Genomic DNA, 24542 nt, shown 5'->3' on the forward strand with positions numbered 1-24542 from the left:
TCCGGGACCCGGTGTGAGACTGCTCATGAGGCGGTGATCACAGATGTCGAGCCAGCCCAGGGAGCCCGGAGCCGGAAACGCCGGACCGGGAGACGCCGGATCAGGAAACGCCGGGCCCGACAGCTACGGGCCCGACAGCTCCGGACCCGCGCGCTCGGGCCCCGGCCCCCGGCAGCCCGGCCCCGGGGAGCAGCTGTTCGAGCAGCTGCTCGCCTCGGCGCACGCGGCGGCGCCCATGGAGCTGCCCGCCCTGGCCCAGCGCTTCGCCGACGCCGTCGGGCTCGACCGGATCGACGTGTACCTCGTGGACATCCAGCAGCGGTGCCTGGTGCCGCTGGCTGCGGGACCGGACTCGCTCACGGTGGACACCACCGTCGCCGGTTCGGCCTACCGGGCGCACGCGCTGCGCGTCGAGGAGCTGGCCCAGGGCCGGATCGTCGCCTGGCTGCCGCTGATCGACGGCGCCGAGCGGCTCGGCGTGATCGGTGCCACGGCGTCGGTCATCGACGTCGCGCTGCTGCGCCGCTGCCGCATGCTGGCTTCCGTCCTGGCCATGACGATCACCTCCAAGCGGGCGTCGAGCGACAGCTTCGCGCGCCGGACACGGTCCGAGACCATGCAGCTGCCCGCCGAGATGCTGCGGGCCTTCCTGCCGCCCAGGACCATCGGCAACTCCCACGTGATCTCCACCGCCGTGCTCGAACCGGCGTACGAGATCGGCGGCGACGCCTTCGATCACTCCCTGACCCCCTCGACCCTGCACGTGGCGATCCTGGACGCCATGGGCCACAACCTCGCCTCGGGTCTCACCACCGCCGTGGCCATGGCCGGCTGCCGCAACGCCCGCCGGGCCGAGGCCACGCTGACCGAGCTCGTCGACACCGTCCAGCACGCGCTGGCCGGGTGGCTGCCCGAGCAGTTCTGCACCGGCATCCTCGCCCAGCTCGACCTGGCCTCCGGCCTGCTGCGGTGGTGCAACTGCGGCCATCCGCCACCGCTGCTGATCCGGGACCACCGCGTACTGGACCGGGCGCTGGAGCGGCCGGCCCAGCCGCCCATGGGCACCCCCGCCCTGCTGGCCGACGTGGAGTGGGAGGTCCACGAGGAGGCGCTCCAGCCGGGTGACCGCGTGCTGATGTACACCGACGGCGTCACCGAGCTGCGGACCGGGGGCGGCGCCGAATTCGGCCTGGAGCGGTTCACGGACAGCATCATCCGTGCCACCGCGGCGGGCGAACCGGCGCCCGAGGCCCTGCGCCAGCTCATTCACTCCATCCTCGACCGCCAGGACAACCAACTGCGCGACGACGCGACGCTGTTGCTCCTCGAATGGCGTCCGCCGGGAACGCGGTGACCTGCCGACCGGTCGCGTGGCCCCCGCTCCCCCGCATGCCGGAACGTGTGTTCTGGATCAGGGTGGATACACGGGACAACAGCAGCATCAGTCGCGCGTGAAGGAGGACGAGCACCGTGGGAAACGACGAGGTCATGGGCGACGAGGTCTACCAGCCCGATGCCGAGGAGGTCCGCGAGGACGAGGGCATCCTCGACGCGGAGGACACGCTCAGCGACCGCGGGGCTGATCCCTACGACGAGGGCTGGTCGCCGCCCGAGCGGCCCCTCGGCGTGGCCCACACCGGCACCACCGCTCAGGAGCAGCAGGACGGCGAGAGCCTGGCCGAACGCCTCTCCGAGGAGCGGCCCGACCCCGCGCTCGAAGTCCCCGATCCGGCCGAGGACGACGACGGCATCGGGGACACGACCGACACCGACGGCGAGCCGATCGACGAGACGCAGGTCGGGGACGCCCGCGCCGGGCGCCTGTTCGCCCCCGACGAGGGGGCCAGCGTGGACGCGGAGGACGACGCCGAACAGGACATGATCGGCGAGGACATGGGCATCGACGGCGGGGCGGCCTCCGCCGAGGAGGCCGCGGTGCACGTCATCGACCCCGACGCCGCCGGCCGGCCGGACTCCGCGGGCTGACGTGGCAGCCCAGGGCGCGGCCCGCGGCTGCCGGCGTCTCAGCGCAGGTCGAGCCGCATCAGGATGCGGGGATGACCGGCCAGCACGGAGGTCGTGTCGGCGGCGTGGGTGAATCCGGCGCGCTCGAAGTTCTTGCGGAGACCGGCGTACGCCATCGTCAGGTCGACCTTGGCGGCTCCGTTGTCGAGTGGGTACGCCTCGACGGCGGGTGCGCCGTGGGCGCGGGCGAACTCGACAGCGCCTTCGATCAGGGCGTGCGAGATCCCCTGCTTGCGATGGCCGGGCCGTACGCGGACGCACCACAGCGACCAGACCGGCAGATCGTCGACGTGCGGGATCTTCCGGTTCCGCGCGAAGGACGTCTCCGAGCGGGGCGCCACGGCCGCCCAGCCCACCGGCTCGTCGCCGTCGTAGGCCAGCACTCCCGGCGGGGGATTCGCACGGCACAGCTCGGCGACGTACTCACCGCGGGCAGGACCGCGGAGCTCGTTGTTGAGCTTGGACGGGATCCGGTAGCTCAGGCACCAGCAGACATTGGCGTCGGGTGACTTCGGGCCGACCACGGCACGGACATCCTCGAAGACCGAAGCGGGGCGTACGTCGATGGACATGGCCCCACAGTGGCACGCGTAGCGGCAGTGATCGTGGCAGTGGCGCGGCGGAGCCCAATTCCTCGGTGATGCGGTTCTTCCGAGCAAAGGCGGGCAGCTGAGAAGTCTCTGTCCGCCGCGCCGATACGGGGTGTGCCATGGTCGGAACTGCCGCAGGCAGCGACTCGACGTTCGTCCGGGGCATGGCTGTCTTCTCCGCCATCGCCACCGCCGCCCTTTACCTCCTCGGCCTCGCGGCCGTCGGCCTCGCTGTCGGCGAGGGGGGAGGGGGCGCGGATTCCACACCCCTGCGCGAGTGCCGCGACGCGTCCCAGCGTCCGCGGGACGCACAGGTGTCGGCCCATGAGGTGCGGTTCCTTCCGCTGAACGTCATGTGCCGTACGACCGACGGGCACGTGTTCACCAGCCCGGTCGTCCCCTCCTGGCTCAACCCCGCCCTGACGACCGCCTTCGCAAGCTCGCTCGCCTTCACGGCGGGCGCTTTGGTGCAGACGAATCGACGAACGGCGGCGCGGTCACGGTACGGCCGAGGAGACGGACTGGAAGACGAACTCGCCGCACCGGCACCGGGCCGCTGATCAGCCCCCCCAAGTCCCCAGGAGCCTCCTGCCGTCCAGCGGTTGCAGCCAGCCGGAAAATCATGCCCTTCGGATGATCCGGAGCGTCAGAATGGCGCGATGGATCATCGCTTTGTAGGCATACCCGAGTTGACCGACGTTCCCCGTGTCGCCGTCGTCGTCGACGTCATGCGCGCCTTCACCGTGGCTGCCTGGGCCTTCTCTCGTGGTGTCGAGAGGATCGTCCTGGCCTCGACGGAGAGTGAGGCGCTGGCTTTGAAGGAGGGCCGGCCGGGGTGGCTGGCCTTGAAGGACGGTGCTCCGGCAGCGGGCTTCGACGCGGTGAACTCGCCCGGCCTGCTCAGGTCGCGGGACTTCACCGGTCGCACGCTGGTGCAGAAGACGACGGCGGGGACCGTGGGCGCGCTGGCCGTCGCCAACGCGCCGCTGGTCCTGTGCGCGAGCTTCGTGGTGGCCGGCCCGACCGCGCGGTTCCTGCGGGCGAAGGATGCCGGTCCGGTGACGTTCGTCGTCACCGGCGAGGGTGGGCGGGCCGACGAGGACCTGGCCTGCGCCGAATACATCGGGCAGTGCATGGCCGGAGGCGATGTCGAGGCGGCCCCGTATCTCCACCGGGCGAGGGCTTCTCGTGCCGCGGCGGAGCTCGCCGGCGGGCTGCGGAGCGGGTACCACCCCGACGATGTGGACCTCTGCCTGGAGATCGACCGGTTCCCCTTCGCGATGGTGGCCCGCCAGGAAGAGTCGCTGACGGTGCTCCGTCCCGTTGTCGTTAACGGAACGGCCTCATGAGCTCCACATGATCTCCACGTGAACCCTTGACCAACGGTTGAGGGTTGGATCAACTCCCAGCTCAGGGGCGTTTATTACTCAATCTTTGGCAGATTTTTGCTCTGTCATCAGAGGTTAATGCAATGGCAAAGTGAGAGACACAGCTGAAGTACAGGCTGTCACCGGGGCGACGTGGAGCCCGCTGTCACTCAGCGGCCCGCGCCGCCTCACTGTCACCATCGACCCGACCACACCGCGTCCCGGCTCCGCCGCAGTGACGCAGGAGGCAGGCCATCATGAAGTCCCTGATCGACAACGCCCGTTCCTTCGCCGCGACCCACGTCGCGGCCCCTCAAAACGCCGCGGCCTTCCAGGCCCTCGGGGCCGGCCAATCGCCCGAAGCCCTGTTCGTCACGTGCTCCGACTCACGCGTCGTACCGGCCCTGATCACCGGCGCACGCCCCGGTGAACTCTTCGAACTCCGCACCGCGGGCAACGTCGTACCGCCCTACCCCTCCGGCAACGACGCCGGCCGGGAGGGCCGCCCCCTGAGCGAGGCAGCCACCATCGAGTACGCGGTGTGCGTACTCGGAGTCCGCGACATCGTCGTCTGCGGACACTCGCACTGCGGCGCGGTGGGCGCCCTGGTGCGGGGCGAAGACCTGTCGGCCGTGCCGGCCGTGCGCGACTGGCTGGACCACTCCGTCGCCCCCGACGCCGCCGTGCGCGCTCTCGTCCCGGCCTCCGCCGACGTGGCCGAGGCCGTGCAGACACACGTGCTCGCACAGGTGGAGAGGTTGCGCGCGTACCCCTGCGTGAGAGAGCGGATCGACGAGGGATCGCTCACCCTGCACGCCTGGTACTACGAAGTACACACCGGCACCGTCACCGCCCATCGTCCGTCGTTCGACGACCGGCCGGCGTTCGGTCCGCTGTGAGAGCCGCCGCGCCCCACCGACCGGACCGCTCCCACGACAGGACCCCCCACCCTCATGCCCTCCTTCCTCTCCTCCCTTCGCTCCCCCTTCCGCCCACTGCGTGAACCGGGCGTCCTGCGCCAGGACTTCCTCGCCTCACTCGTCGTCTTCCTGGTCGCCCTGCCGCTGTGCGTCGGCGTGGCGGTCGCCTCCGGCGTCCCGGCCGAACTGGGCCTGGTCACCGGCATCGTCGGCGGCCTGGTCGTCGGCTTCCTGCCGGGCAGCGCCCTTCAGGTGAGCGGGCCCGCCGCCGGACTGACCGTGCTCGTCTTCGAGGCGGTGCAGGAGTTCGGGCTCGGCATGCTCGGCGCGATCGTGCTGCTCACCGGCGCCCTGCAGATCGTCCTCGGCCTGCTGCGCTGCGGCCGGTGGTTCCGCGCCATCTCCGTGTCCGTCGTACAGGGCATGCTGGCAGGCATCGGACTCGTCCTGATCCTCGGTCAGCTGTACACGATGGCCGGCGCCGAACAGCCGCGCTCCGGGCTCGAGAAGATAGCCGGGCTGCCCGGACTCCTTGCCGACGTGCTGGGTGACACCACCTCACTGACCGCCGTGGCATTGGGTCTTGGCACCATCGCCGTGCTGGTCCTGTGGCCGAAGCTGCCCGCGGCCGTGCGCGTGGTGCCCGCCCCGCTGGCCGCCGTCGCCCTGGCCACCGCCGTGTCCGCCGGGCTGAGCCTGGACGTGGCCAACGTGACGGTGCGCGGCCTGTTCGACGCCATTCAGCCGCCGGGCTTCGGCGACCTGACGGCCCTGGGCGGCGTGGCCGTGCTCGGCACGGTCCTGGCCTTCACCCTCATCGCCTCGGCCGAATCGCTGTTCAGCGCCGCCGCGGTGGACCGCATGCACGACGGACCGCGCACGCAGTACGACAAGGAGCTCGTCGCCCAGGGCGTCGGCAACACGGTGTGCGGCGTGCTCGGCGCACTGCCGATGACGGCGGTCATCGTGCGCAGCTCGGCCAACGTCGAGGCCGGCGCCCGCACACCGCTCTCCCGCGTCCTGCACGGCGCCTGGCTGCTGCTGTTCGCCGTGCTCCTTCCGGCCGCGCTCGGCATCATCCCGCTGGCGGCGCTCGCGGGTGTACTGGTCCACGCGGGCTGCAAGCTGATCCCCGTCAAGGAGATCGTCCCGCTGGCCCGCGCCCACCGGGGCGAGGCCCTGGTCCTTGCCACCACCGCGATCGCCATCGTGGTGACCAACATGTTCGAGGGCGTCGTCCTCGGATTGGTGCTCGCCGTGGTCAAGTCCGCCTGGGACACCTCCCATGTCCACCTGGACGTACGGGAGTTGACCGGCGGACGGATGGTGGTCACCCTCACCGGCAACGCCACGTTCCTGCGGCTGCCGCGCATCCTGGAGACGCTGGAGGCCCTGCCCAAGGACCGGCCCATCGAACTGGACCTGACCGCGCTGCGCCATCTGGACCACGCCTGCCGCACGACCCTGGAGAACTGGGCGATGCGGCACAACGACAGCGGTACGGAGGCCGTACGCATGAAGACGTTCCCGGTTTCCGATGCCGGGACCGAGGAACCCGTGGAGGCACCGATGCGGCGCTGACGCGTCCGCCCCACCTGCCCGCCGCGACGCCCGCCACCCGCCCCGGTGGCGGGCGTCGCGGTGTCCCGCGAAATCCATCCGCCGAAGCAGGCATGACGCCGACTTCTCCGGGCACCCGCCTCTATGGCCCCGCCGCGTCCCCCCGTCGCGGCGGGGTCGCTGTGCTCTGCCCCCTTGCCACGGGGCACTGTTTTGCTACGGTGCGCCGATGTCATCGATCAAGCAGTTCCAAGTCACCTTCGACTGCGCTGAGCCCGCGCGCCTGGCCGGCTTCTGGTGCGAGGTGTTGGGGTACGTCCTTCCGCCGGTCCCGAAGGGGTTCGCCAGTTGGGAGGAGTACCACCGCTCGCTGCCGCCTGAGGAGCAGGTCACCTACTTCGCGTGCAGTGATCCCTCGGGTGCGGGCCCGCGCCTGCTCTTCCAACGCGTTCCCGAAGGGAAGATCGTCAAGAATCGGGTGCATCTCGACGTGCGAGCCGGCACAGGACTCGTCGGTGATGAGCGCCTCGCCACGCTGGAGGCCGAATGCGCACGGCTGGTCGCGCTCGGCGCCGTACACGTGCGCACGCTGCTTGCCGACGACGACAACGAGTCGTGCATCCTGATGCAGGACATCGAGGGCAACGAGTTCTGTCTCGACTGAGCCTCCAGCGGCGCCACCTGCCGCGGCGTCCGGTTCGGCATCCCCATGCTGAACTCCTAGTCGACGATGGCCCCGCAGGAGATGTTCACGTCGGTCGACGTCAGCGTGCGGGCCCGGTCCGAGGCCACGAACGCGGCCACCTGGCCGACGTCCCTCAGCTCGGCGGTCCGCCCCAGCAGCGTCGCCTCCTCGAGCGCGGCGGTGATCTCGTCGCCTCCCGGGAAGCCCTCGGGGATGGCCTGGGGCACGCCGCCCGACTTCAGCGTGACCACGCGGACGCCGTGCGGCCCGAGTTCGCACGCCCACTGGCGGCGCAGCCCTTCCAGCGCGTCGAGGGCGACCTTGAAGCCGCCCAGACCCGGCAGGGTCTGCGGCCCGCCCCCGCCGAAGGCCAGGATGACGCCCGTCCCGCGGGGCACCATGTGCCGGGCCGCGGCCCGGGTGGTCAGGAACTGCGAGCGCAGCACCGTCGTCACGGGCTGCAGGAAGTCTTCCACCGAGATCTTCTGGAGCGGTTCCTGGACATCGGCGGCTCCGATGGCGTTGAACGAGATGTCGATCCGCCCGGCCTGGGCGACGATGCCGTCCACGCACTCCGCCACCGCCCGTTCGTCCAAGGCGTCGACGACCACGGGCTGCGCCAGGCCGCCGCCCGAGCGGATCGTCCCGGCGAGCGCGTCGAGGGTGGCCCGGGTGCGTCCGGCGACGAACACCCGGGCTCCTTCCTCGGCGAAGGCGCGGGCCGCCGCTTCACCGATCGCCCCGCCAGCCCCGTACACCACAGCGATCTTGTTCTCCAGCAGCATCTCCACCACGCCCTTGCGAAACGGACCTCTCCGGATTCCTCCGGCTTCCATGAGATACGTCGGAGCGGCCCACCGGAATTCGACACGTCGGCCCGCTTTCCGGCTGATGCGTGACGGGCGATGGGTGCTGCTGGGGTGCGTGGGGAAGACGGCCCCTATGACATACGACAGTGAGACGGGCGTCGCCCACGGCATCGGCGCGGAAGAGCCGCTGGCCGTGGTGGCCGCCGCGATCGTTCAGGAGAACCGCCTGCTGGTCGTCAGCAAGCAGGCGGCTCCCGACGTCTTCTATCTGCCGGGCGGCAAGCCCGATGCGGGTGAGGCCCGACTGGAGACCCTGGTCCGCGAACTGGACGAAGAGCTCGGCGTGCAGCCCCTGGAGCCGCGGTTCCTGGCCGACGTCGAGGCCATGGCCGCCCTGGAGCGGGCGCCCATGAGGCTGTCGGTCTTCGAGGCACGCATCAGCAAGGAGCCCGAGCCCGCCGCCGAGCTGGCCGCCCTGCGGTGGATCTCCGGGCGGGAAGGCGACGTTCAGCTCTCCCCCGCGGTCAGGGACCACGTCCTGCCGCTGCTCAGGCAGCGCGGCAGCATCGCCTCATAGCGCGGCACGCGGCCGCCGCCCCACTAGCGGCGGCTGCGCACCAGCAAGTACACGAAGTACGGCGTCCCCACGACCGCCGTCATGAGTCCCGCGCCCAGCTGGGCCGGGGCGATGACGGTCCGGCCCAGCAGGTCCGCGAGGCAGACCAGAGAAGCGCCCAGCAGCATCGCGACCGGAACGACCCGTGCGTGGCGTCGGCCCACCAGCGCGCGTGCCGCGTGCGGCGCCACCAGACCCACGAAGCCGATCGTGCCCGCCGCGGCCACCGCGGTGGCGCTGAGCAGCACGCTCACGACGAGGAAGCCGAGACGTCCGCGTGCCAGGTCCAGGCCCAGGAGCCGCGGGGTGTCCTCGTCGAGCGACACGAGGTCGAGTTCCTTGCGGCGGGCAATGGCCACGACCGTCCCTGCCACGAGCACGGCCGCGACCGGCAGGATGTCGGTGCCGGACCGTCCGTAGGTGGAGCCCGAGAGCCAGATCAGCGCCTTGGTCGCGCTGAACCGGTCGGTGAGCACGATCAGCAGGCTGATCAGCGCCATCGTCCCCGAGGACACACCGATGCCGACCAGGACGAGCCTGCTGTTCTGGAAGCCGCCCTTCGCCGCGAGGCCGAAGACGACCAGGGAGCTGACCGCGGCGCCGGCGAACGCCGCGCCCGCGATGCTCCACGACCCGGCGCCCGGCGCCGAGGTGACGAGGATGACGGCGCCGAGCGCCGCTCCGCCCGAGACGCCGAGGACACCGGGTTCCGCGAGCGGATTGCGGGTCACGGACTGCACGAGCGTGCCGGACAGGGCGAGCGCGGCACCCGCGCAGAGTGCGGCGAACACCCGTGGCACCCGGGTGTCCAGGACGAAGGTGATGGCCTGTCCCGACTGTCCCCGCACCCAGTTGACCACGTCGCCGAGCAGGAGCGTGCTGTCGCCGACGAGCACCGCGGCGGTCATGACGCCGGCCAGCGCGGCCACGAGGACCACCACGGTGACGAGGTAGGCGGTCCTGCTCGGGATGCGCAGCCGGTCCGGCGCCGAGGCACCGGCGCCGTCGCGCGTGCGCATCGCCATGACGACGAGGAACACGGCGCCGACGACGCTGGTGATGACGCCCGTGGGCACGGTGACCGCGGTCTGCGAGGACGTCACGGTGCGCAGGAGCACGTCGGAGCCCAGCACGAGGGCGGCGCCCACGAGACCGGCGACGGGGATGCGGGTCCGGTGGCGCAGGAGGCCACGGATGCGGCCCGCGAGCGGCCGCACCAGGGCCGGCGCGCACAGGCCGACGAAGGCGATGGGCCCGGCCAGCGTCACCGCACCGGCCGAGAGCAGCGAGGCGAGGACGACGGCCGTGACGCGGGTGCCGCGGACCGGGATGCCCAGGCCCCGCGCGGCGTCGTCGCCCAGAGCCAGGGCGTCGATGCGGCGGGCGATGAGCACCAGGCCCACCAGCGCGGCCAGGACGACGGGCGCCATGTCGGCCACTCCGTCGAAGCCGTTCTGGCTGATGCTTCCCTGGCCCCACTGGTAGAGGCCCTGGGTCTGTTCGGGCGCCAGCAGGAGCAGCGCCTCGGTGATGGCGTTGAGCCCCAGGGCCAGCGCGCTGCCGGCGAGGACGAGGCGGACGGTTCCGGCGCCGCGTCCGGCGAGCACGAGGACGACGGCGGCAGCCGCGAGGCCGCCGACGAACGCCACTCCCGATGAGGCCAGCAGCGGCGCCGTCGCACCGCTGGCGACCATGAGGGTGATCGCGAGGTACGAACCGGCGTTGACGGCGAGGGTGTCGGGTGCGGCGAGCACATTGCGGCTGACCGCCTGGAGGGCTGCGCCCGCCGCGCCGAGCGCGACGCCGACGAGTATCCCCGCGGCCATCCGCGGCAGGCGTGAGGCGATGACGACGGAGGAGTCGCCCTGCTCGGCCTGACCGGTGAGGGCCCGCCACACCTGGCCGGGACCGACGGACGCGGTGCCCTGCGTGATGTCGACGACCGCGAGAGCGGCGACCAGAAGAACGAGACCGGCCGTCACCGCGACCGCGCCCAAGGGGGAGGCGACCGCGCGCTCGGGCGTGGCTGAGTGCGTTGCGGTGACGGCCACGGCGCTACTTCTTCAGGGTGTCGACGAGGGCGTCGATGTACGCCTCCATCGCCCCGGGGCCGCCGAACATCCAGATGCCGTCGGGCAGCCGGTGCACCTCGTCGTCCTTGACGAACGGCAGCGACTTCCACACGGAGTTGTCGGCGAGTTCGTCGGTGAACACGTCCGAGCTGTCGTCGCCCTTGTTGCCGATGTAGACGAACTTCACGTCGTCACCGAGCGCCGTGAGGCCCTCGACGTCGGTGGTGGCGAGTCCGTAGTCCTTGTCGCCCTTGATCTTCCAGGCGTTCTTCAGGCCGAGCTCCTCGTTGACGGCGCCGAGCAGGGAGTTGCTCGTGTAGCCGCGCAGGGAGACCTGGTTGGAGGCGGCGTAGCCGTCGGCGAAGGCGACCTTCGAACCGTCGAGCTTGGCCTCCTTCAGCGCCTTCTTGCCTTCGGCGACCTTGGCCTCGTACGACTCCTTCGCCTTCTTGGCCTCGCCGGTCGTGCCGGTGGCCTTGGCGATGACGTCCAGGGTGTCGAACATCTGGCCCACCTGGTCGGAGCCGTCGGCGGCCTTGACCTGGAGGACGGTGCCGACCTTCTGCATCTGCTTCACCGCGGAGGCCGACATGTCGGTCGTTGTGACGATGAGGTCGGGGGTGAGACCGGCGAGGGTGTCCATGCTCGGCTCGCCGCGGGTGCCGATGTCCTTGGGGTCGTTCTTGAGCGGAACGGCGGAGTCCCACGCCTTGTAGCCCTTGACGTCGGCGACACCGACGGGGTCCACGCCGAGCGTGACCAGGGACTCGACGACGTTCCACTCGGTGCCGACGACCTTCTTGGCCGGACCGTCGAGCTTCACCGTCTTGCCGTTGGCGTCGGTGAGGGTGATCGGCTCGGACTTCTTGTCCGCACTGGTCTTGGCGGGCTCGGAGGTGCCGCAGCCGGACAGGACGAGGGCCACGGCGGTGGCGGCCGCCGCGGCGAGGAGGGGGCGTCTCATGAGGAGGTGTGGAGCCTTTCGCTTCTGCTGTGGTGGCGGCCTATCGCGCGGGTGCGCAGCCGGCCGGTGAGGGGGTCGGTGTCGACCTCGATGCGGATGCCGTACGTCTCGGAGAGGCGCTCCGGTTGCAGTACGTCCTCGGGGGCGCCGTCGGCGACGATGCGCCCGGCGTCGAGCAGGGCGATCCGGTCGGCGACGGCGGCGGCCTGGTCGAGGTCGTGCAGGACGACGCCGACGGCGATGCCGCCGTCGTCCGCGAGGTCACGCATCAGGTCGAGGAGTTCGATCTGGTAGCGCAGGTCCAGGTAGGTGGTCGGCTCGTCGAGCAGCAGTACGCCGGTCTCCTGGGCCAGGCAGCTGGCGAGCCACACCCGCTGCAACTGCCCGCCCGAGAGCTGGTCGACGGCGCGGTCGGCCAGGTTGTCGACGCCGGTCAGGAGGAGCACGCGCTCCACCACGGCGGCGCCGCCCGCGTCGGCCTGGCCCCAGCGGCCCCGGTAGGGGTAGCGGCCGAACTCGACGACGTCACGGACGGTCAGGCCGCCCGGTGTGGGGCGTCCTTGGGTCAGGAGGGCGACGCGGCGGGCGAACTGGCGGGCGGTGAGGTCGAAGCCGTCGGCGGCCTCGGCCGTCCCGGAATCGAGGGTCAGCGTGCCGTGCCGTGCGCCCTGCAGGCGGGCGACGGTACGCAGCAGTGTCGACTTGCCGCTCCCGTTGGGGCCGACGAGAGCGGTCACTTCGCCGGGCCTGAGCTGGATGGCAGCGTCGTGCACGACATCGACGCCGTCGTACGACACGGTCATGTGCTCGGCGGACAATTCGTGACCGCGCGGACGTGTGGCGCTACCTGCGCGTTCACCTGATCTCACGGCGTGCAGGTTAGCCTAACCTTAGTCTGGCTGGAAGTAGGGGGTCGGAATCGGGGCGAACGGCACGAGCCTCACTCCCCCGCCGACGCCACCACCGAACCAGTCTGTTTTCTGTTCAACAAGGCCGCACGGCAGCCCAGTTGAAACGCCTTGAGCAGTGGTGCGCCCGGCCCGGACGAGGGCCCGAACGCACCGATGCCGCCCATCGGTCGATATGACGGGCGGCACCGGAGCACACGGTTCGTCAGTACAGCTTGTTGACGGCCTTGAGGGTCGTGGTCTTGAAGTCGGCCACCTGCGCGTTGGCGAAATCGCCCATTTGCCCCCACTGGACGAGTGTCACCGTGTTGCCGTCGCGGCCGACCGAGAACATGTTGATGTCGGAGGCTCCCCACGTGGCCTCGGTGTGGACGCCGTAGACGTGGGCGCCCTCCTCGACGTTCAGCTTGCCGTAGTACTTCTGCGTCGCGGTGATCTCGGGATCCTGCTGCATGACCTTCTCGGCGCAGCCGGCGAGGTTCTTGCGCAGCAGGGCCGCGAAGTCCTTGGCGCGCTGCTCGCTGCGCTCCACCACCGTCACCTGGAGGGCGCCGGTGTCGAGGTCCGTGCGGTAGGCGCGGTGCACGGAGATCGACGGCAGGGCCTCACCCACGCACATCGGCAGCGGGTCGGGCTGCCCGGCGGTCACCGGACCGGCCGTCCACGCCGACGACGCGTGCGGCGGCAGTTCGGACGCGGCCAGGAACCGGGGCGAGCCGGCGGCGGCCGCCGGACCCGTACTGGCGACCACCCCCGCCACGGCCACTGCCGCACCCAGCGCACACAGTCCTCGGCTCATACGAACACTCATGATCGTCAACTCCCCGTTCACGGAGGGCCGGCTTGCCCGACCCCCACGCCACATACGACCCGCGACACCCTGCGTCCGTTGCCCTCGCTCGCGTCACAGCCCTGTCCGATATATCACCGAACGGTAACGTCCGCGGCTCTTCATCCGCCCGCCACGGGGAAGACGCATGGTCAGGGCGTGAACCTCCCCGCGCACGAGCGCCCAGGGCGGCTGCGATCGGCATCCGGGGGCAGGGGAAGATTACGTTCCGGATGCTCCCGCGTAACGGACCCGGGCGACCGGCGTCCAAGGGGCGGAGCGTGGACGGCGGTGCGTACACCGTCGGCAACGGACAACGAGGAGTAGCCCATGGACAGTTCCGCAACGCCTGCCCGTGCGACGTCTGCCCGCGTCGTGGACGGGTCCGGCGCGCTCGCCGCGCCCGCGGGACCGGCCGGGGCCCCGTCCCCGTGGGCGCGGCGGGGCGCCGCGCTGCGCCGCACCCCGGTGGCGATGTGGAACGACGACGTGTCGGACTGGGCCGCGGCCCTGACCTACTACGCGATCCTCGCCCTGCTGCCCGCCCTCCTGGTCACGGTCAGCCTGATCAGCCTGGTCAGTCCCGACACGACCCAGACGCTCATCGCCGAGGTCACCGACTGGGCTCCGGCGCAGTCGGGCAGCGCCTTGAACGACGTACTGACCGAGATGGCCGGCGCGCGTTCCGCCGCCGTGACCGTCGTGGTCGGCGGCGCCGTCAGCGCCCTGTGGTCCGCCTCCAGTTACGCGGCCGTCTTCCGCCGGGCGCTGCACGCGATGCACGGCGTGAAGGACACGCGGCCCGTGTGGCGCAAGGCGCACCGGGTCCTCATGACCGCCCTCGCCCTGCTCGCGCTGCTGGCGACCAGCGCGCTCGTACTCGTCCTCAGCGGCTCCCTCGTCCAGGCGGTCGGGCGGCGCGCCGGGGTCGGCGACGCGGGGCAGACCGTCTGGACCGTCCTGCGCTGGCCCGCTCTGGTCTGCCTGGTGGTCCTGCTCGTCCTCGTGCTCTTCCGCAACGCGCCGCCCTCGGAGCGCGGTTGGCGCCGCAGCCTGCCGGGCGGTCTGCTCGCCGCGCTGCTCTGGCTGGTGTCCTCGGGCCTGTTCACCCTGTACGCCTCGGGGTTCGGCACCTACGGCAAGCTCTACGGCTCCCTCGCGGGCGTGGTCGTCTTCCTGGTGTGGCTCTGGATGTCCAACCTGGCGCTGCTCGCCGGAGCGCAGTTCACGGTGGAGATGGCCCGCGCCCCGGCCGCCGCACCCGGGTCCTGAGGCCTACCAGGGGACACGCCCGGCACGTCTCGCCGCCGTCAGGGACTCCATCAGGATGAACAGCCGACGCGAGCGTGCCCACGCCCCGGACGTGAACGCGACCTGGCGCTCCAGATCACGGACGAGCGTCGCCGCCAGTTCGGCCCGGGTGGACGCCTCGCCCATCAGGCCGGGAACGCTGGGGCGGCGGTGGACGAGAGGGGCGTCGTCCACCGTGAAGGGGACGAACTTGGTCACGACCCGGAGTGCTTCCTCCATGGTGGGAGGAATGCGGCCGTCGCGGGCGACGACCACACCCTCGATGCTTTCGGGGTCCGTCGGCTCCACGTCATGACGTCCGGTCGGAAGCACCGGCGTCGTCAGCACGCCGTCGCAGCCGGACCCCGGGCAGGGCCGCGAGACGATCTCCGGCATTTCGACCGGGTCGGTGTACGACCGGGGCCGCTGATTGCGGCCGCACCCGCCACGCACATCCCCCTACGCTGGATGACACCGTCCAGACCCACCCACGGACAGATCAACTGCCCCTAACCATCGGCGAGTTACGCTCCCCGGACCACCTCTTCTACCACTTCCGTGTGGCGTTCACGCAACCCCACCCGCCACGTCCGTCAATCGCCCTACGGGAGTTCCTGGATCGCCGTAGGCTGGCAGGCTCCTCAACCTCCGGGAGAAGGCAGGTCACGTCCTCATGGTGGTAGGCCCAGAAGCCACGGTCGTGGCGAAGGCGGCGGGCAACGTGCTGCGCGGTGTGTCCGACCGGGCCACCAGCACACCGGCATGGCCGAACATGCACGAGGCGCTCATGGAGCTCCACGAGATCCTGAACGACTGGTGCGAGGCGGCGCGCAAGACCAGCGAAGCGCTGGAGCAGCTCAGAACGCACCACCTCACCCGCCGGTTCATCGCGCACATCGGGGGTGGCGGAAACGGCGCGGGGCCGCGCCCGGTCACCTTCATCGGGCTCCCGTTGAGGCGCGGGTACATCGAGATCGCCCAGCGCGACATCGATGCGGTCCTGGCGCCTCCCGCGCCCCTGATACAGCGCTGGAGCACGACCAAGCGCCGACAAGCGGCCCGGCGTTCGCTGCGCAGCCTGATGAGCATCTACTGCGCCGAGCTTCTCGACGACTTCGATCGTGCGGTGGAGGGTCGCGTCGACTGGGTGGAGTGCTATCGCGACGACATGGACCGCGCTCTCAAGCACGGGCTGCAGCCCGAGGACCTGGTGCGCATGATCCAGAACACGACGCGCACCACCCGGGAGCTGGTGGCCGTACGGGATGACATGAAGCGTCTGATCCAGGAGTGCTACCCGATGGGCAGTACCGACGCGCAGACAGCCACCGGGTAGAGCCCCGCCCCCACCACGGCGGACCCCGGTCCGTGCGCCCCCGGGCGGAAAGACCGGTCGGTGCGCCCGTCCTCGCCCTTCCCTGCGCGCCGCGTGCGCTCCCCCCGCAGGGGTTCGGGTCGGGCACACACCGGTGATACGCCTGAAGGACAAACTACTCGTGCGCGTGTTCGCCCGAGCGGCATCGAACCCGAGCGGTATCGAAGAGGAGTCATCCCATGGCCTCGTTCGACACGGGACGGTTGTGCGCGATCGTCAAAATCCTGGACCAGGCAAGCATCCACCTTCGGCTGGCTGCCCGCGAGTGTGCGCCCGCCGGCCCCTCGACAGCCGTGGCCCGGCCGGCCGCGGAACCCACCGCGTCCGGCATCACCGCGCTCCTGAGCGTCTCGGAACAGGCATCGGGCAGTGTCCGGCGCGCCCTCGTCCACATCGGCAACGGTGAGGTCCAGCGCGCCCAGCACGAACTGGACCGAGCACGCACCCAGCCGTGCGGGGCGGCCCTCACTCCAGCGGGGCTGCCCCGCCCCCTCCCCCGGCGCGTGGCCACGGCGCTGCGGCTGATGCAGGGGATCAGCAACTTCTTCCCGTCGGAAACGGAACAGGTCCTGGTGCGGGCGGGCCTCCCCTAGCCGGCACCGTCTCCGCGTCTCCGCGTCTCCACGTGTCCGCGTCTCCACGAACGGTCCGGCAGGACGCTCACTCGTATGGACTAGTTGGCGGTGCGGCGCCCCAGATCGGCCCGATCGCCGCAAACACCCCGCCGAAGAGCTTCCGTCGAGCCGTCCGCACACGCTCCGTGACTCTCCTGGTTGCGTCGCGCACCCGTGGGGCGCGCGATGGAGGGGACGCGTGCGACGTCCGTGGCGAGATTCGATTCTGCCCGTCGCGCGCTGCGAGGGAGTGATCACCCATGACTCAGGGCGAGGCCTTCACCAGCGCCGATGGGCTCGCGGGCCTGACGGCCTACGACCGGACCGGCGAGAAGATCGGCAGCGTCGAGCAGGTGTATCTCGACGACCGAACTGGGCGTCCCGAGTGGGTGACCGTCAAGACCGGTCTCTTCGGCATGAAGCAGAGCTTCGTGCCGCTCTCCGGAGCCCGCCGCCAGGAGGACCAGCTGCACGTGGCGGCCACGAAGGAGGCCGTGAAGGAGGCTCCGCGCGTGGACGCCGACCAGCACCTCGAGCCGGGACAGGAGCAGGACCTCTACACCCACTACGGCCTCACCCGGCCCGACGGCGCGAAGCCCCGCACCGCCCCGGCGGCAGGTGGTCGCGACCGCGCCGGTGCCGCAGGCATGGCCGGAGCAGGAGCGGGTGCCGGGATGGGCATGGGCGAGGGCCGCAACACGGGCTCGCGCGAGTTCGCGACCCGCTCCGCCGCGGGCGACGACAGCAAGGCGGACGAAATGATCCGCTCGGAGGAGCGGCTGCGCGTCGGGACGGAAGAGACTGAGGTCGGGCAGGCCCGACTGCGCAAGGTGGTCGTCACCGAAGACGTGAAGACCTCCGTCCCCATCTCCCACGAGGAAGTTCGCGTCGTCCGCGAGCCCATCCGCGAGGGCGACCGCACGCGCGCCAACATCGGCGAGGAGCAGACCGAGGTGACCCTGCACGCCGAGAAGGCGGTGGTCAGCAAGGAGTCCGTGCCGGTCGAGCGCGTGCGTCTGGAGACCGAGAAGGTCACCGAGACGCAGGAGGTCTCCGACACGGTGCGCAAGGAGCAGATCGAGTTCGACGACGCCAAGGGCGAACGCGGCGCGAAGGGCGAGGGCTGGCGCGACCGCAAGCAGGGCCCGCGGCACTGACGCCCCTCAGGGCGCCCTGATCGAGGGCAGCTGACGGCGGAGGGAGGGAGCACTCGGCGGGAGTGCTCCCTCCCTCCACGTTCGGTGCTGGCGACGGAGCGGCCGCTCTGGAGCGGCGGAGGAAAAGCTGGTTTGCTGGTCCACCGTGACCCGCGCCGCCGAAGAGACCAACCGCCGCATGCTCCGGGCGCGGGACGCGATGGACCGCTCCTACGCGCAGCCGCTGGACGTCCCCGCCCTGGCCCGTATCGCCCATGTGTCGCAGGCGCACTTCACGCGCACTTTCCGGGCCACGTTCGGCGAGACCCCGCACCGCTATCTGCAACGCCGCCGCGTCGAGCGCGCGATGTCCCTGCTGCGCGATACCGACCGCAGCGTGACGGACATCTGTTTCCTGGTCGGCTTCGGCAGCCCGGGAACCTTCAGCCGCACCTTCCGCGACATCGTCGGCCGGTCACCGCGGCAGTACCGCAAGGAAGCGGCACCCACGAACGTACCGACGTGCTTCACGAAGGCATGGACGCGCCCAAGGGCCTGACCGACACGTTCCGACTCCTCGCCGCTGAGCAGTTCTGGATAAGTTTCCGTCCGGCGTGCCCAGTAGCGTGACGGACATGTTCAACGCCATCACGCACTCGCAGATCTACGTACTCGACCAGGACGAGGCCCTCGAGTTCTACGTCGGCAAGCTGGGCCTGGAGGTCAGCGCCGACGTCGACCTGGGCTTCATGCGCTGGCTGACCGTCAGCATCCCCGGACACCCTGATCGCCAGATCCTGCTGGAGAAGCCGGGGCCTCCGGCCATGTCCGACGAGACGGCGCAGCAGGTCCGTGAGCTGGTGACCAAGGGCGCCACGGGCGGCTCGCTCATCTTCAGCACGGACGACTGCCGCAAGACGTACGAGACGCTGCGGGGCCGCGGCGTCGAGTTCACCGAAGAACCCACCGACCGCCCGTACGGAATCGACTGCGGCCTGCGCGACCCCTTCGGCAACAGCATCCGCTTCACCCAGCCGAAGGTCTGAGAGCGGCCCGCCGCAGCCCGTCCGTCCGTACCCGTGGCACGACCGGGCGCTAGCCGCGGCCGGCTTCCGCGCACTCGAGGCAGACCGGCTCGCCGTCGATCGTCGCCCCCGCCTCGGAGGCGGCTTCGCAGATGCCGGGGCGGCCGGGGTGATTGGCCTGGCAGTGGCAGGTGCAGGTGTCGGTCACCGCTTCGAGGTCGGAGTCGCGTTGAGGGGCCAGGCCCATGCGGATGTCGTGGCAGTTCCGGCACAGCGGCATGCGCCGCGGGCCGGTGGCGGGCGCGTTGAAGACGACGGTGAAGCCTGGTTCGGCGTAGCCCCTGCACGTCCCGGGGAACTCGGGGTGGGTGTCGCACGGACAGTGGCAGGAGCCGAGTTCGGGGTGCTGGGCGGTGAGCGGAAACGGGTTGCCCGCCTGCTCGTCGACGATCGGGGCCATCTCCCTGTGCAGGGCCTGGACGTGATCGGCCATTCCTTGCACGGCGGGCACCATCGCCCGCCTGAGGGCATGGGCGAAAGCCTGAAGCTGCTCTGCGTTCTGCGCGGGTGCAGGCTCGGTCATGCCTCCATTGTCCCCGCCAGGTCACGCGTCAGGGGCGATACCCGCGAAGGCGTCCGTCGGTACGCCGCCGCTGCCCGGCCCGGCCGCCGAGCCGCCGGTCCGGCACGCCGCCGCCGATGCGGTGATGACCTTCTCGTACTGCTCGTCGTCGAGTAGGACGGTGAGCCCGCAGCCGATCGCCCACGCGACGTGAGCGGCCTCTCCACCGAGGGCCTGGACGCGCTGGTGCAGTTGCCGACCGAGGTGCTCGCCGTGCAGGTCCCTGGAGTCCTGGCTCTCCGCGCGGCGCCGGATGGCCTCCACCGCGCTTTCGGTGAACGTCTCGTAGTGGGTGTCACCGAGCAGTCTGCGCAGTTGCTCGAGCTGGGCGTGCGCGGCACGAAGGTGCAGCGGCCAGTCCCGGCAGGTGCCGAACTGCCCTTCCATGGCCCGCGTCAGGTCGATCCGCCGGAACATCTCGTCGAGGGGGTCGTAGGTCATGATCGATCGGTAGCCGCTGCCGGCGTCGGGGCGACGAAGGCTCGCTGCGGGCTCCCCCGTGTGGCCGCACACCGGCCCGTTCCGCGGACGGTCGTTCGTATCCATGAATAAGAATCATGTACATGACCATTGACGCGTCCATGGCGTAGCAATAGCTTCCAGGAAAGCGCTTTCCAGCAGCAGGTGCAAGGGGTGTTTCCGCAGCCATTCATGCTGCCGAATGCCCCTGCGTCATCGCACCCAGCCCCGTCACCCCGCCCCGCCCGCCAACCTGGAGACCCTCGATGCGAACACGACCCATCACCGCGTGCGTCGGATTACTCGCCGGCACACTCGTCGCGCTGTCCGGCAACCCGGCGCAGGCCGCGGCCACCCTCTACGAGGCCGAGAACTCCCCCGCGGTCTGCACCGGCACCGTCGACTCCGACTGGGCCGGCTACTCCGGCAGCGGGTTCTGCAACGGCACCAACGCGACCGGCGCCCACGTGCAGTTCACCGTGAACGCCTCCGCCGCGGGCACCGCGACGCTGAAGGTCCGCTTCGCCAACGGCACCACCACCGCGCGGCCCGCGGACCTCACGGTGAACGGCTCGGCGGTCACCTCGGCGTCGTTCGAGGGCACCGGCACGTGGGGCACCTGGGCGACCAAGACGCTCACGGTGCCGGTGAGGTCGGGCAGCAACACCGTCCGGCTCAGCCCCACCGCCTCCGCCGGCCTGCCCAACATCGACTATCTCGATGCCGAGGTGGGCGACGACACCACCCCGCCACCATCGGCCTCCGCGCTGTACGTGTCACCGAACGGCACCGACGGCGCGACCGGGACGCAGTCCGATCCCACGACGCTCACCTCGGCCATCACCCGCATCACTCCCGGCGGCACGATCTACCTGCGCGGCGGGACCTACCGCCACGCGCAGACGATCACGATCCCCCAGGGGAACAACGGCACCGCGAGCGATCGCACCGAACTGTCCGCCTACCCGGGCGAGACGCCGGTCCTGAACTTCTCCGCCCAGAGCGAGGCCACCTCGAACCGCGGGCTCGCGGTCAACGGGTCGTACTGGCACGTCAAGGGCATCGTCGTCGAACGCGCCGGTGACAACGGCATCTTCGTCGGCGGCAGCAACAACGTCTTCGAGCGCACGGTGACGCGCTACAACCGTGACACCGGACTCCAGCTCTCGCGGATGCTCTCCAGCACCCCCAGCAGCCAGTGGCCGTCCAACAACCTCATCCTGAGCGCGGAGTCGCACGACAACGCCGACTCCGACGGTGAGGACGCCGACGGCTTCGCCGCCAAGCTCACCTCCGGGCCCGGGAACGTCTTCCGCCACGCCGTGGCCCACAACAACATCGACGACGGCTGGGACCTGTACACCAAGTCGGACACGGGCCCCATCGGCGCGGTCACCATCGAGGACTCCCTCGCCCACGACAACGGCACCCTCAGCGACGGCTCCCAGGCCGGCAACGGGGATCGCAACGGCTACAAGCTCGGCGGCGAGGACATCGGCGTCAACCACGTGATCCGGCGCAACATCGCCTACAACAACGGCAAGCACGGATTCACGTACAACAGGAACCTCGGCACGATGTCGGTGTCGGACAACGTCAGCATCGACAACGACGAGCGCAACTACTCCTTCGACGGCGGCACTTCGGTGTTCCGGAACAACACCTCGTGCCGCGGCGGCAGCGGCACGAACGACAAGATCGTCGGCAACTCCGACAGCTCGAACCAGTTCTGGTCCGGCTCGAACGGCTCTCGCTGCTCCTCGTACGCCGGGGCCTTGAAGTGGACCTACGCGGCGGACGGGCGCCTCGTGGTCACCTTCGGCGGCAATGCGATTGCTCCGTAATCGCTCCATGGACGCCGCTGCCGGCCGGGGTGACACCCCGGCCGGCAGCTCTCGCTCAGGCCGCGGGCACCGCCCCGGTGGCGAAGTACGGCTTGCAGACCGAGCCGGACCAGTCCGTGGCGATTTCGAGGAGCCGGTTGCCGTCGGCCGACGGCAGCAAGCTGGAACTGTAGTTGGGGCAGTAGTCGACGGTCGTCGACTCGACGGCGACCGGGGCGGGGATCTCCCGCCAACTGCCCGCACCGCCGTTGCCGTTGACCCAGACGGTGCGCCCGCTGCCGGCCGCCTTGCTGCCGTCGCGGTTGTACATGACCTGGCCGACGAGGAAGAGCCTGCCCTTCGGGTTGCCCGCCTCGGGCGCCCACGCCAGGTTCGGCGCGTGCTTGAAGTACTTGCCGTCGGCGGTCTCCGGGCGGATACCCAGGGAGGTGGCGGCGCCCCAGTTCCAGCCGTCGGACGAGGTCCGGTAGTGCACGACGCACTGGAACTGGCCCGCGGCCGCGCAGATCTCGAACGACATGAAGTAGGTCCCGTCGCCCATCCTGCGCACCACCGCCATGCCGGGCCGGTCCGAGGCGAGCGTGCTGGCGACGGTGTCGTGGTGCCCGGTCCAGGTCACCCCGTTCGCGGTGCGGGCGGCCACCAGCTTCTGGCTGTGCACGCCGTCGGTCTCGTCGGAGTAGTGCGCCACCAGTCGCCCGGAGGCGTCAACGGAGAACTCCGGCTCCCACAGTCCCTTGTCGTTGGACGCGGTGGCGATGGTGGACAGATAGCTCCAACTACGGCCCACGTCATTGCTCTTGAAGACGCGCAGGGCCATGCGCCGGTTCGGCTCGTCCTGCCCGACCGACGCCGCCCACAGCAGCGTGCCCGCGGGCAGTTTGCCGATGCGCTGCGGCAGTTCGTACAGCGTCGAACAGCACAGCCCCTGCCCGCCGGCCGCCTCGGGGTCGCGCACGGTGCCGACCTCGCGGAACGACGCGCCCCCGTCCGTGCTCTCGTGGATGGCGCCGAGCCCGTTGTTCCCGGAGAACGTGACCACGGAGGCCAGGACCCGGCCGTTGGCGTCGCCACTGTGGGCGAGTCTGACCGCGCGTGGGTACAGGCCGGTGCCGTCGCGCAGCAGGGTGCCGGTCGCGGCGTCGGCCGACGATCCGGACTGCGTGACGAACAGCGCCGCCAGGAAGGCGAGCAACAGGGGGAACAGGACGGTGGGGCGGAGGAGACGTGGTCGTGCGGGGTCGTGCGCTGACATGGGCCTCTCCTGACTCTGCGGGGATGGGGGTGAATCGGTGAACTGGGCCCGGCTATCAGCCCTGTTGGGGCGCGAGGCGGATGACGTTCCAGGAGACCGGCGGCAGCTCGGCCGCCAGCGTCCCCTCGGCGGTGATGTGCGTGCCGGACGCGTGGCGCGGCACGACCCGGTCCGGGTCCGCCTCGGTGTTGACCGCGTCGGGGTCCTGGTCGGCGAGGACCAGGTGCTCCACGACGCGGTATCCGCCGGCCGCCCCGCGCAGCGCGGCCTCAAGACGCAGCGGCTGCTCCTGGTCACGGTTGACGGCCAGGACGGTGAGCGCGCCGGTCTGCTCGTCGTGCGTGACCACGGTGTCCAGGGCGGACACGTCACCGTACTGAGGCGTGTCGATGCGAGGGCCGGTGGCGTCGGTGCGCAGGACGCGGCCGGTCGCGAAGCGGGCCGCCTGGGCGAAGGGGTGGAAGATGGTCTGGCGCCAGCTGGCGCCGCCGGGCTCGGTGCGGATGGGTGCGATGACGTTGACCAGCTGGGCCAGGCAGGCGATGGCCACGCGGTCGGCGTTGCGCAGCAGCGTGATGAGCAGCGAGCCGACCACGGCGGCGTCGGTCACGCTGTAGGTGTCCTCGATGAGCCGGGGCGTCTCGGCGGTCTCCAGGTTGCGCTCGCCGACGAAACGGGCCGCGTACCAGACGTTCCACTCGTCGAAGGAGAGCTTGATGTGCTTCTTGGCGCCGCGCACCGCCCGCACGTGGTCGGCGGTCGACACCACGTCGCGGATGTACTGGTCCATGTGCGCGCCCGATGCGAGGAAGCTGGCGCGGTCGCCGTCGAACTCCTCGTAGTAGGCGTGCAGGGAGAGGTAGTCGACCTCGTCGTAGGTCTGCTCGAGGACTTCCCGCTCCCAGGTGCCGAACGTGGGCATCCGCGAGTTGGAGCTGCCGCACGCGACGAGCTCGATGGAGGGGTCGACCTGGCGCATCGCCTTGCCGGCCTCCGCCGCGAGGCGTCCGTACTCGACGGCCGACTTGTGGCCCGTCTGCCAGGGTCCGTCCATCTCGTTGCCCAGGCACCACAGCTTCACGCCGTGCGGATCGCTCACGCCGTGCTTGATGCGCAGGTCCGACCAGGCGGTGCCGCCCGGGTGGTTGCAGTACTCGACGAGGGCGCGGGCGGCGTCGATGCCGCGCGTTCCGAGGTTCACGGCCATCATGGGGTCGAGGCCCAACCGGCGTGCCCAGCCGAGGAATTCGTTGGTGCCGACGTGATTGGTCTCGATGGAGCGCCATGCCAGGTCGAGGCGGCGCGGGCGCTCGGATACCGGTCCGACGCCGTCTTCCCAGTGGTAGCCGGAGACGAAGTTGCCGCCGGGGTAGCGCACGAGGCCGGTGCCCAGTTCGCGGACCAGCTCGGCGACGTCGCCGCGGAAGCCGTCGGCATCGGCGGTGGGGTGCTCGGGGTCGTGGATGCCGGTGTAGACGCAGCGTCCCATGTGCTCGACGAAGGTTCCGTACAGGCGCGGGTCGACGTCGCCGACGCTGAACTCGGGGTCGATGACGAACCGTGCGGTGTGCGGCATG

26 protein-coding genes are annotated in these 24542 nt (G+C 70.7%); 15 read left to right on the forward strand and 11 right to left on the reverse strand.

Annotation, left to right across the window (positions count from 1 at the left end; all coding sequences use genetic code 11):
• Window positions 1–43: 43 nt before the first annotated feature.
• Both ACIGXX_RS24940 and ACIGXX_RS24945 read left to right on the forward strand, forming a co-directional pair.
• On the forward strand, window positions 44–1354 hold the full coding sequence (locus tag ACIGXX_RS24940; RefSeq protein ID WP_383821772.1) for a PP2C family protein-serine/threonine phosphatase: 1311 nt from the start codon (window positions 44–46) through the stop codon (window positions 1352–1354).
• 134 nt (window positions 1355–1488) lie between these two features.
• A complete protein-coding gene (locus ACIGXX_RS24945) occupies window positions 1489–1986 on the forward strand; it encodes a DUF5709 domain-containing protein (RefSeq protein WP_351166262.1) in 498 nt (165 codons plus the stop codon).
• A 38-nt stretch (window positions 1987–2024) separates the two neighbouring features.
• Here the strand turns inward: ACIGXX_RS24945 and ACIGXX_RS24950 are convergent, their stop codons facing one another.
• Entirely contained in the window at window positions 2025–2597 is a 573-nt protein-coding gene (locus ACIGXX_RS24950) for a GNAT family N-acetyltransferase (protein WP_351165896.1), read from the reverse strand.
• Window positions 2598–2734: 137 nt separating this feature from the next.
• On the opposite strand from ACIGXX_RS24950, the gene ACIGXX_RS24955 reads away from it, so the two are divergent.
• From ACIGXX_RS24955 to ACIGXX_RS24975, 5 genes are all read left to right on the forward strand, one after another.
• A complete protein-coding gene (locus ACIGXX_RS24955) occupies window positions 2735–3175 on the forward strand; it encodes a hypothetical protein (RefSeq protein WP_399978880.1) in 441 nt (146 codons plus the stop codon).
• Between the two features lie 99 nt (window positions 3176–3274).
• Window positions 3275–3964 carry a 2-phosphosulfolactate phosphatase gene (locus ACIGXX_RS24960; protein WP_351165892.1) on the forward strand — a complete coding sequence of 230 codons (690 nt, stop codon included), beginning with the start codon at window positions 3275–3277 and terminating at the stop codon, window positions 3962–3964.
• A 275-nt stretch (window positions 3965–4239) separates the two neighbouring features.
• Window positions 4240–4881, forward strand: coding sequence for a carbonic anhydrase (locus tag ACIGXX_RS24965; RefSeq protein WP_351165890.1), 642 nt, complete (start codon window positions 4240–4242; stop codon window positions 4879–4881).
• Between the two features lie 54 nt (window positions 4882–4935).
• Window positions 4936–6483 (forward strand): SulP family inorganic anion transporter, encoded by a 1548-nt coding sequence (locus ACIGXX_RS24970; RefSeq protein WP_361465990.1) that lies wholly within the window; start codon window positions 4936–4938, stop codon window positions 6481–6483.
• A 208-nt stretch (window positions 6484–6691) separates the two neighbouring features.
• The gene (locus ACIGXX_RS24975; protein ID WP_399978885.1) at window positions 6692–7126 is read left to right on the forward strand and encodes a VOC family protein; all 435 of its coding nucleotides are present in this window, start codon (window positions 6692–6694) and stop codon (window positions 7124–7126) included.
• A gap of 56 nt (window positions 7127–7182) precedes the next feature.
• Here ACIGXX_RS24975 and ACIGXX_RS24980 read toward each other — a convergent pair whose 3' ends face one another.
• A complete protein-coding gene (locus tag ACIGXX_RS24980; RefSeq protein ID WP_399978988.1) occupies window positions 7183–7932 on the reverse strand; it encodes an SDR family NAD(P)-dependent oxidoreductase in 750 nt (249 codons plus the stop codon).
• 157 nt (window positions 7933–8089) lie between these two features.
• On the opposite strand from ACIGXX_RS24980, the gene ACIGXX_RS24985 reads away from it, so the two are divergent.
• The gene (locus ACIGXX_RS24985; protein ID WP_399978888.1) at window positions 8090–8533 is read left to right on the forward strand and encodes an NUDIX domain-containing protein; all 444 of its coding nucleotides are present in this window, start codon (window positions 8090–8092) and stop codon (window positions 8531–8533) included.
• Between the two features lie 23 nt (window positions 8534–8556).
• On the opposite strand, the gene ACIGXX_RS24990 is transcribed toward ACIGXX_RS24985, so the two are convergent.
• From ACIGXX_RS24990 to ACIGXX_RS25005, 4 genes are all read right to left on the reverse strand, one after another.
• The gene (locus tag ACIGXX_RS24990) at window positions 8557–10623 is read right to left on the reverse strand and encodes an iron ABC transporter permease (protein WP_351165880.1); all 2067 of its coding nucleotides are present in this window, start codon (window positions 10621–10623) and stop codon (window positions 8557–8559) included.
• A 4-nt stretch (window positions 10624–10627) separates the two neighbouring features.
• Window positions 10628–11608 (reverse strand): iron-siderophore ABC transporter substrate-binding protein, encoded by a 981-nt coding sequence (locus ACIGXX_RS24995; protein WP_351165877.1) that lies wholly within the window; start codon window positions 11606–11608, stop codon window positions 10628–10630.
• Entirely contained in the window at window positions 11605–12411 is an 807-nt protein-coding gene (locus ACIGXX_RS25000) for an ABC transporter ATP-binding protein (protein ID WP_383822154.1), read from the reverse strand. Before ACIGXX_RS25000 ends, ACIGXX_RS24995 begins: the two co-directional genes overlap by 4 nt.
• A gap of 310 nt (window positions 12412–12721) precedes the next feature.
• Complete coding sequence (locus ACIGXX_RS25005; RefSeq protein WP_351165873.1) at window positions 12722–13315, reverse strand: hypothetical protein; 594 nt, start codon at window positions 13313–13315, stop codon at window positions 12722–12724.
• 360 nt (window positions 13316–13675) lie between these two features.
• On the opposite strand from ACIGXX_RS25005, the gene ACIGXX_RS25010 reads away from it, so the two are divergent.
• Window positions 13676–14617 (forward strand): YihY/virulence factor BrkB family protein, encoded by a 942-nt coding sequence (locus tag ACIGXX_RS25010; protein WP_351165871.1) that lies wholly within the window; start codon window positions 13676–13678, stop codon window positions 14615–14617.
• A gap of 3 nt (window positions 14618–14620) precedes the next feature.
• Here ACIGXX_RS25010 and ACIGXX_RS25015 read toward each other — a convergent pair whose 3' ends face one another.
• Window positions 14621–15031 carry a hypothetical protein gene (locus ACIGXX_RS25015; RefSeq protein WP_351165869.1) on the reverse strand — a complete coding sequence of 137 codons (411 nt, stop codon included), beginning with the start codon at window positions 15029–15031 and terminating at the stop codon, window positions 14621–14623.
• A gap of 277 nt (window positions 15032–15308) precedes the next feature.
• Here ACIGXX_RS25015 and ACIGXX_RS25020 point away from each other — a divergent pair, with 277 nt between their 5' ends.
• From ACIGXX_RS25020 to ACIGXX_RS25040, 5 genes are all read left to right on the forward strand, one after another.
• On the forward strand, window positions 15309–15971 hold the full coding sequence (locus ACIGXX_RS25020; RefSeq protein ID WP_366462872.1) for a hypothetical protein: 663 nt from the start codon (window positions 15309–15311) through the stop codon (window positions 15969–15971).
• A 218-nt stretch (window positions 15972–16189) separates the two neighbouring features.
• Entirely contained in the window at window positions 16190–16603 is a 414-nt protein-coding gene (locus tag ACIGXX_RS25025) for a hypothetical protein (protein ID WP_351165865.1), read from the forward strand.
• Between the two features lie 281 nt (window positions 16604–16884).
• On the forward strand, window positions 16885–17781 hold the full coding sequence (locus ACIGXX_RS25030; RefSeq protein WP_351165863.1) for a PRC and DUF2382 domain-containing protein: 897 nt from the start codon (window positions 16885–16887) through the stop codon (window positions 17779–17781).
• A gap of 145 nt (window positions 17782–17926) precedes the next feature.
• Complete coding sequence (locus ACIGXX_RS25035) at window positions 17927–18319, forward strand: AraC family transcriptional regulator (RefSeq protein WP_366462871.1); 393 nt, start codon at window positions 17927–17929, stop codon at window positions 18317–18319.
• A gap of 76 nt (window positions 18320–18395) precedes the next feature.
• Window positions 18396–18806: a VOC family protein gene (locus ACIGXX_RS25040; RefSeq protein ID WP_361466008.1), complete on the forward strand. Its 411-nt coding sequence runs from the start codon at window positions 18396–18398 to the stop codon at window positions 18804–18806.
• Window positions 18807–18855: 49 nt separating this feature from the next.
• On the opposite strand, the gene ACIGXX_RS25045 is transcribed toward ACIGXX_RS25040, so the two are convergent.
• Entirely contained in the window at window positions 18856–19368 is a 513-nt protein-coding gene (locus tag ACIGXX_RS25045; RefSeq protein ID WP_366462870.1) for a hypothetical protein, read from the reverse strand.
• Window positions 19369–19389: 21 nt separating this feature from the next.
• Window positions 19390–19848, reverse strand: coding sequence for a hypothetical protein (locus ACIGXX_RS25050; RefSeq protein WP_351165854.1), 459 nt, complete (start codon window positions 19846–19848; stop codon window positions 19390–19392).
• Between the two features lie 284 nt (window positions 19849–20132).
• Between ACIGXX_RS25050 and ACIGXX_RS25055 the strand changes: the two genes are divergently transcribed.
• A complete protein-coding gene (locus ACIGXX_RS25055) occupies window positions 20133–21710 on the forward strand; it encodes a carbohydrate-binding protein (RefSeq protein WP_399978900.1) in 1578 nt (525 codons plus the stop codon).
• Window positions 21711–21765: 55 nt separating this feature from the next.
• Here the strand turns inward: ACIGXX_RS25055 and ACIGXX_RS25060 are convergent, their stop codons facing one another.
• Complete coding sequence (locus ACIGXX_RS25060; protein WP_399978903.1) at window positions 21766–22965, reverse strand: sialidase family protein; 1200 nt, start codon at window positions 22963–22965, stop codon at window positions 21766–21768.
• Between the two features lie 55 nt (window positions 22966–23020).
• On the reverse strand, window positions 23021–24541 hold the full coding sequence (locus tag ACIGXX_RS25065; protein ID WP_366462867.1) for an alpha-N-arabinofuranosidase: 1521 nt from the start codon (window positions 24539–24541) through the stop codon (window positions 23021–23023).
• Window position 24542: the final 1 nt, after the last annotated feature.

Source organism: Streptomyces sp. NPDC055243 (genome assembly GCF_044544025.1).
Lineage (GTDB): Bacteria > Actinomycetota > Actinomycetes > Streptomycetales > Streptomycetaceae > Streptomyces.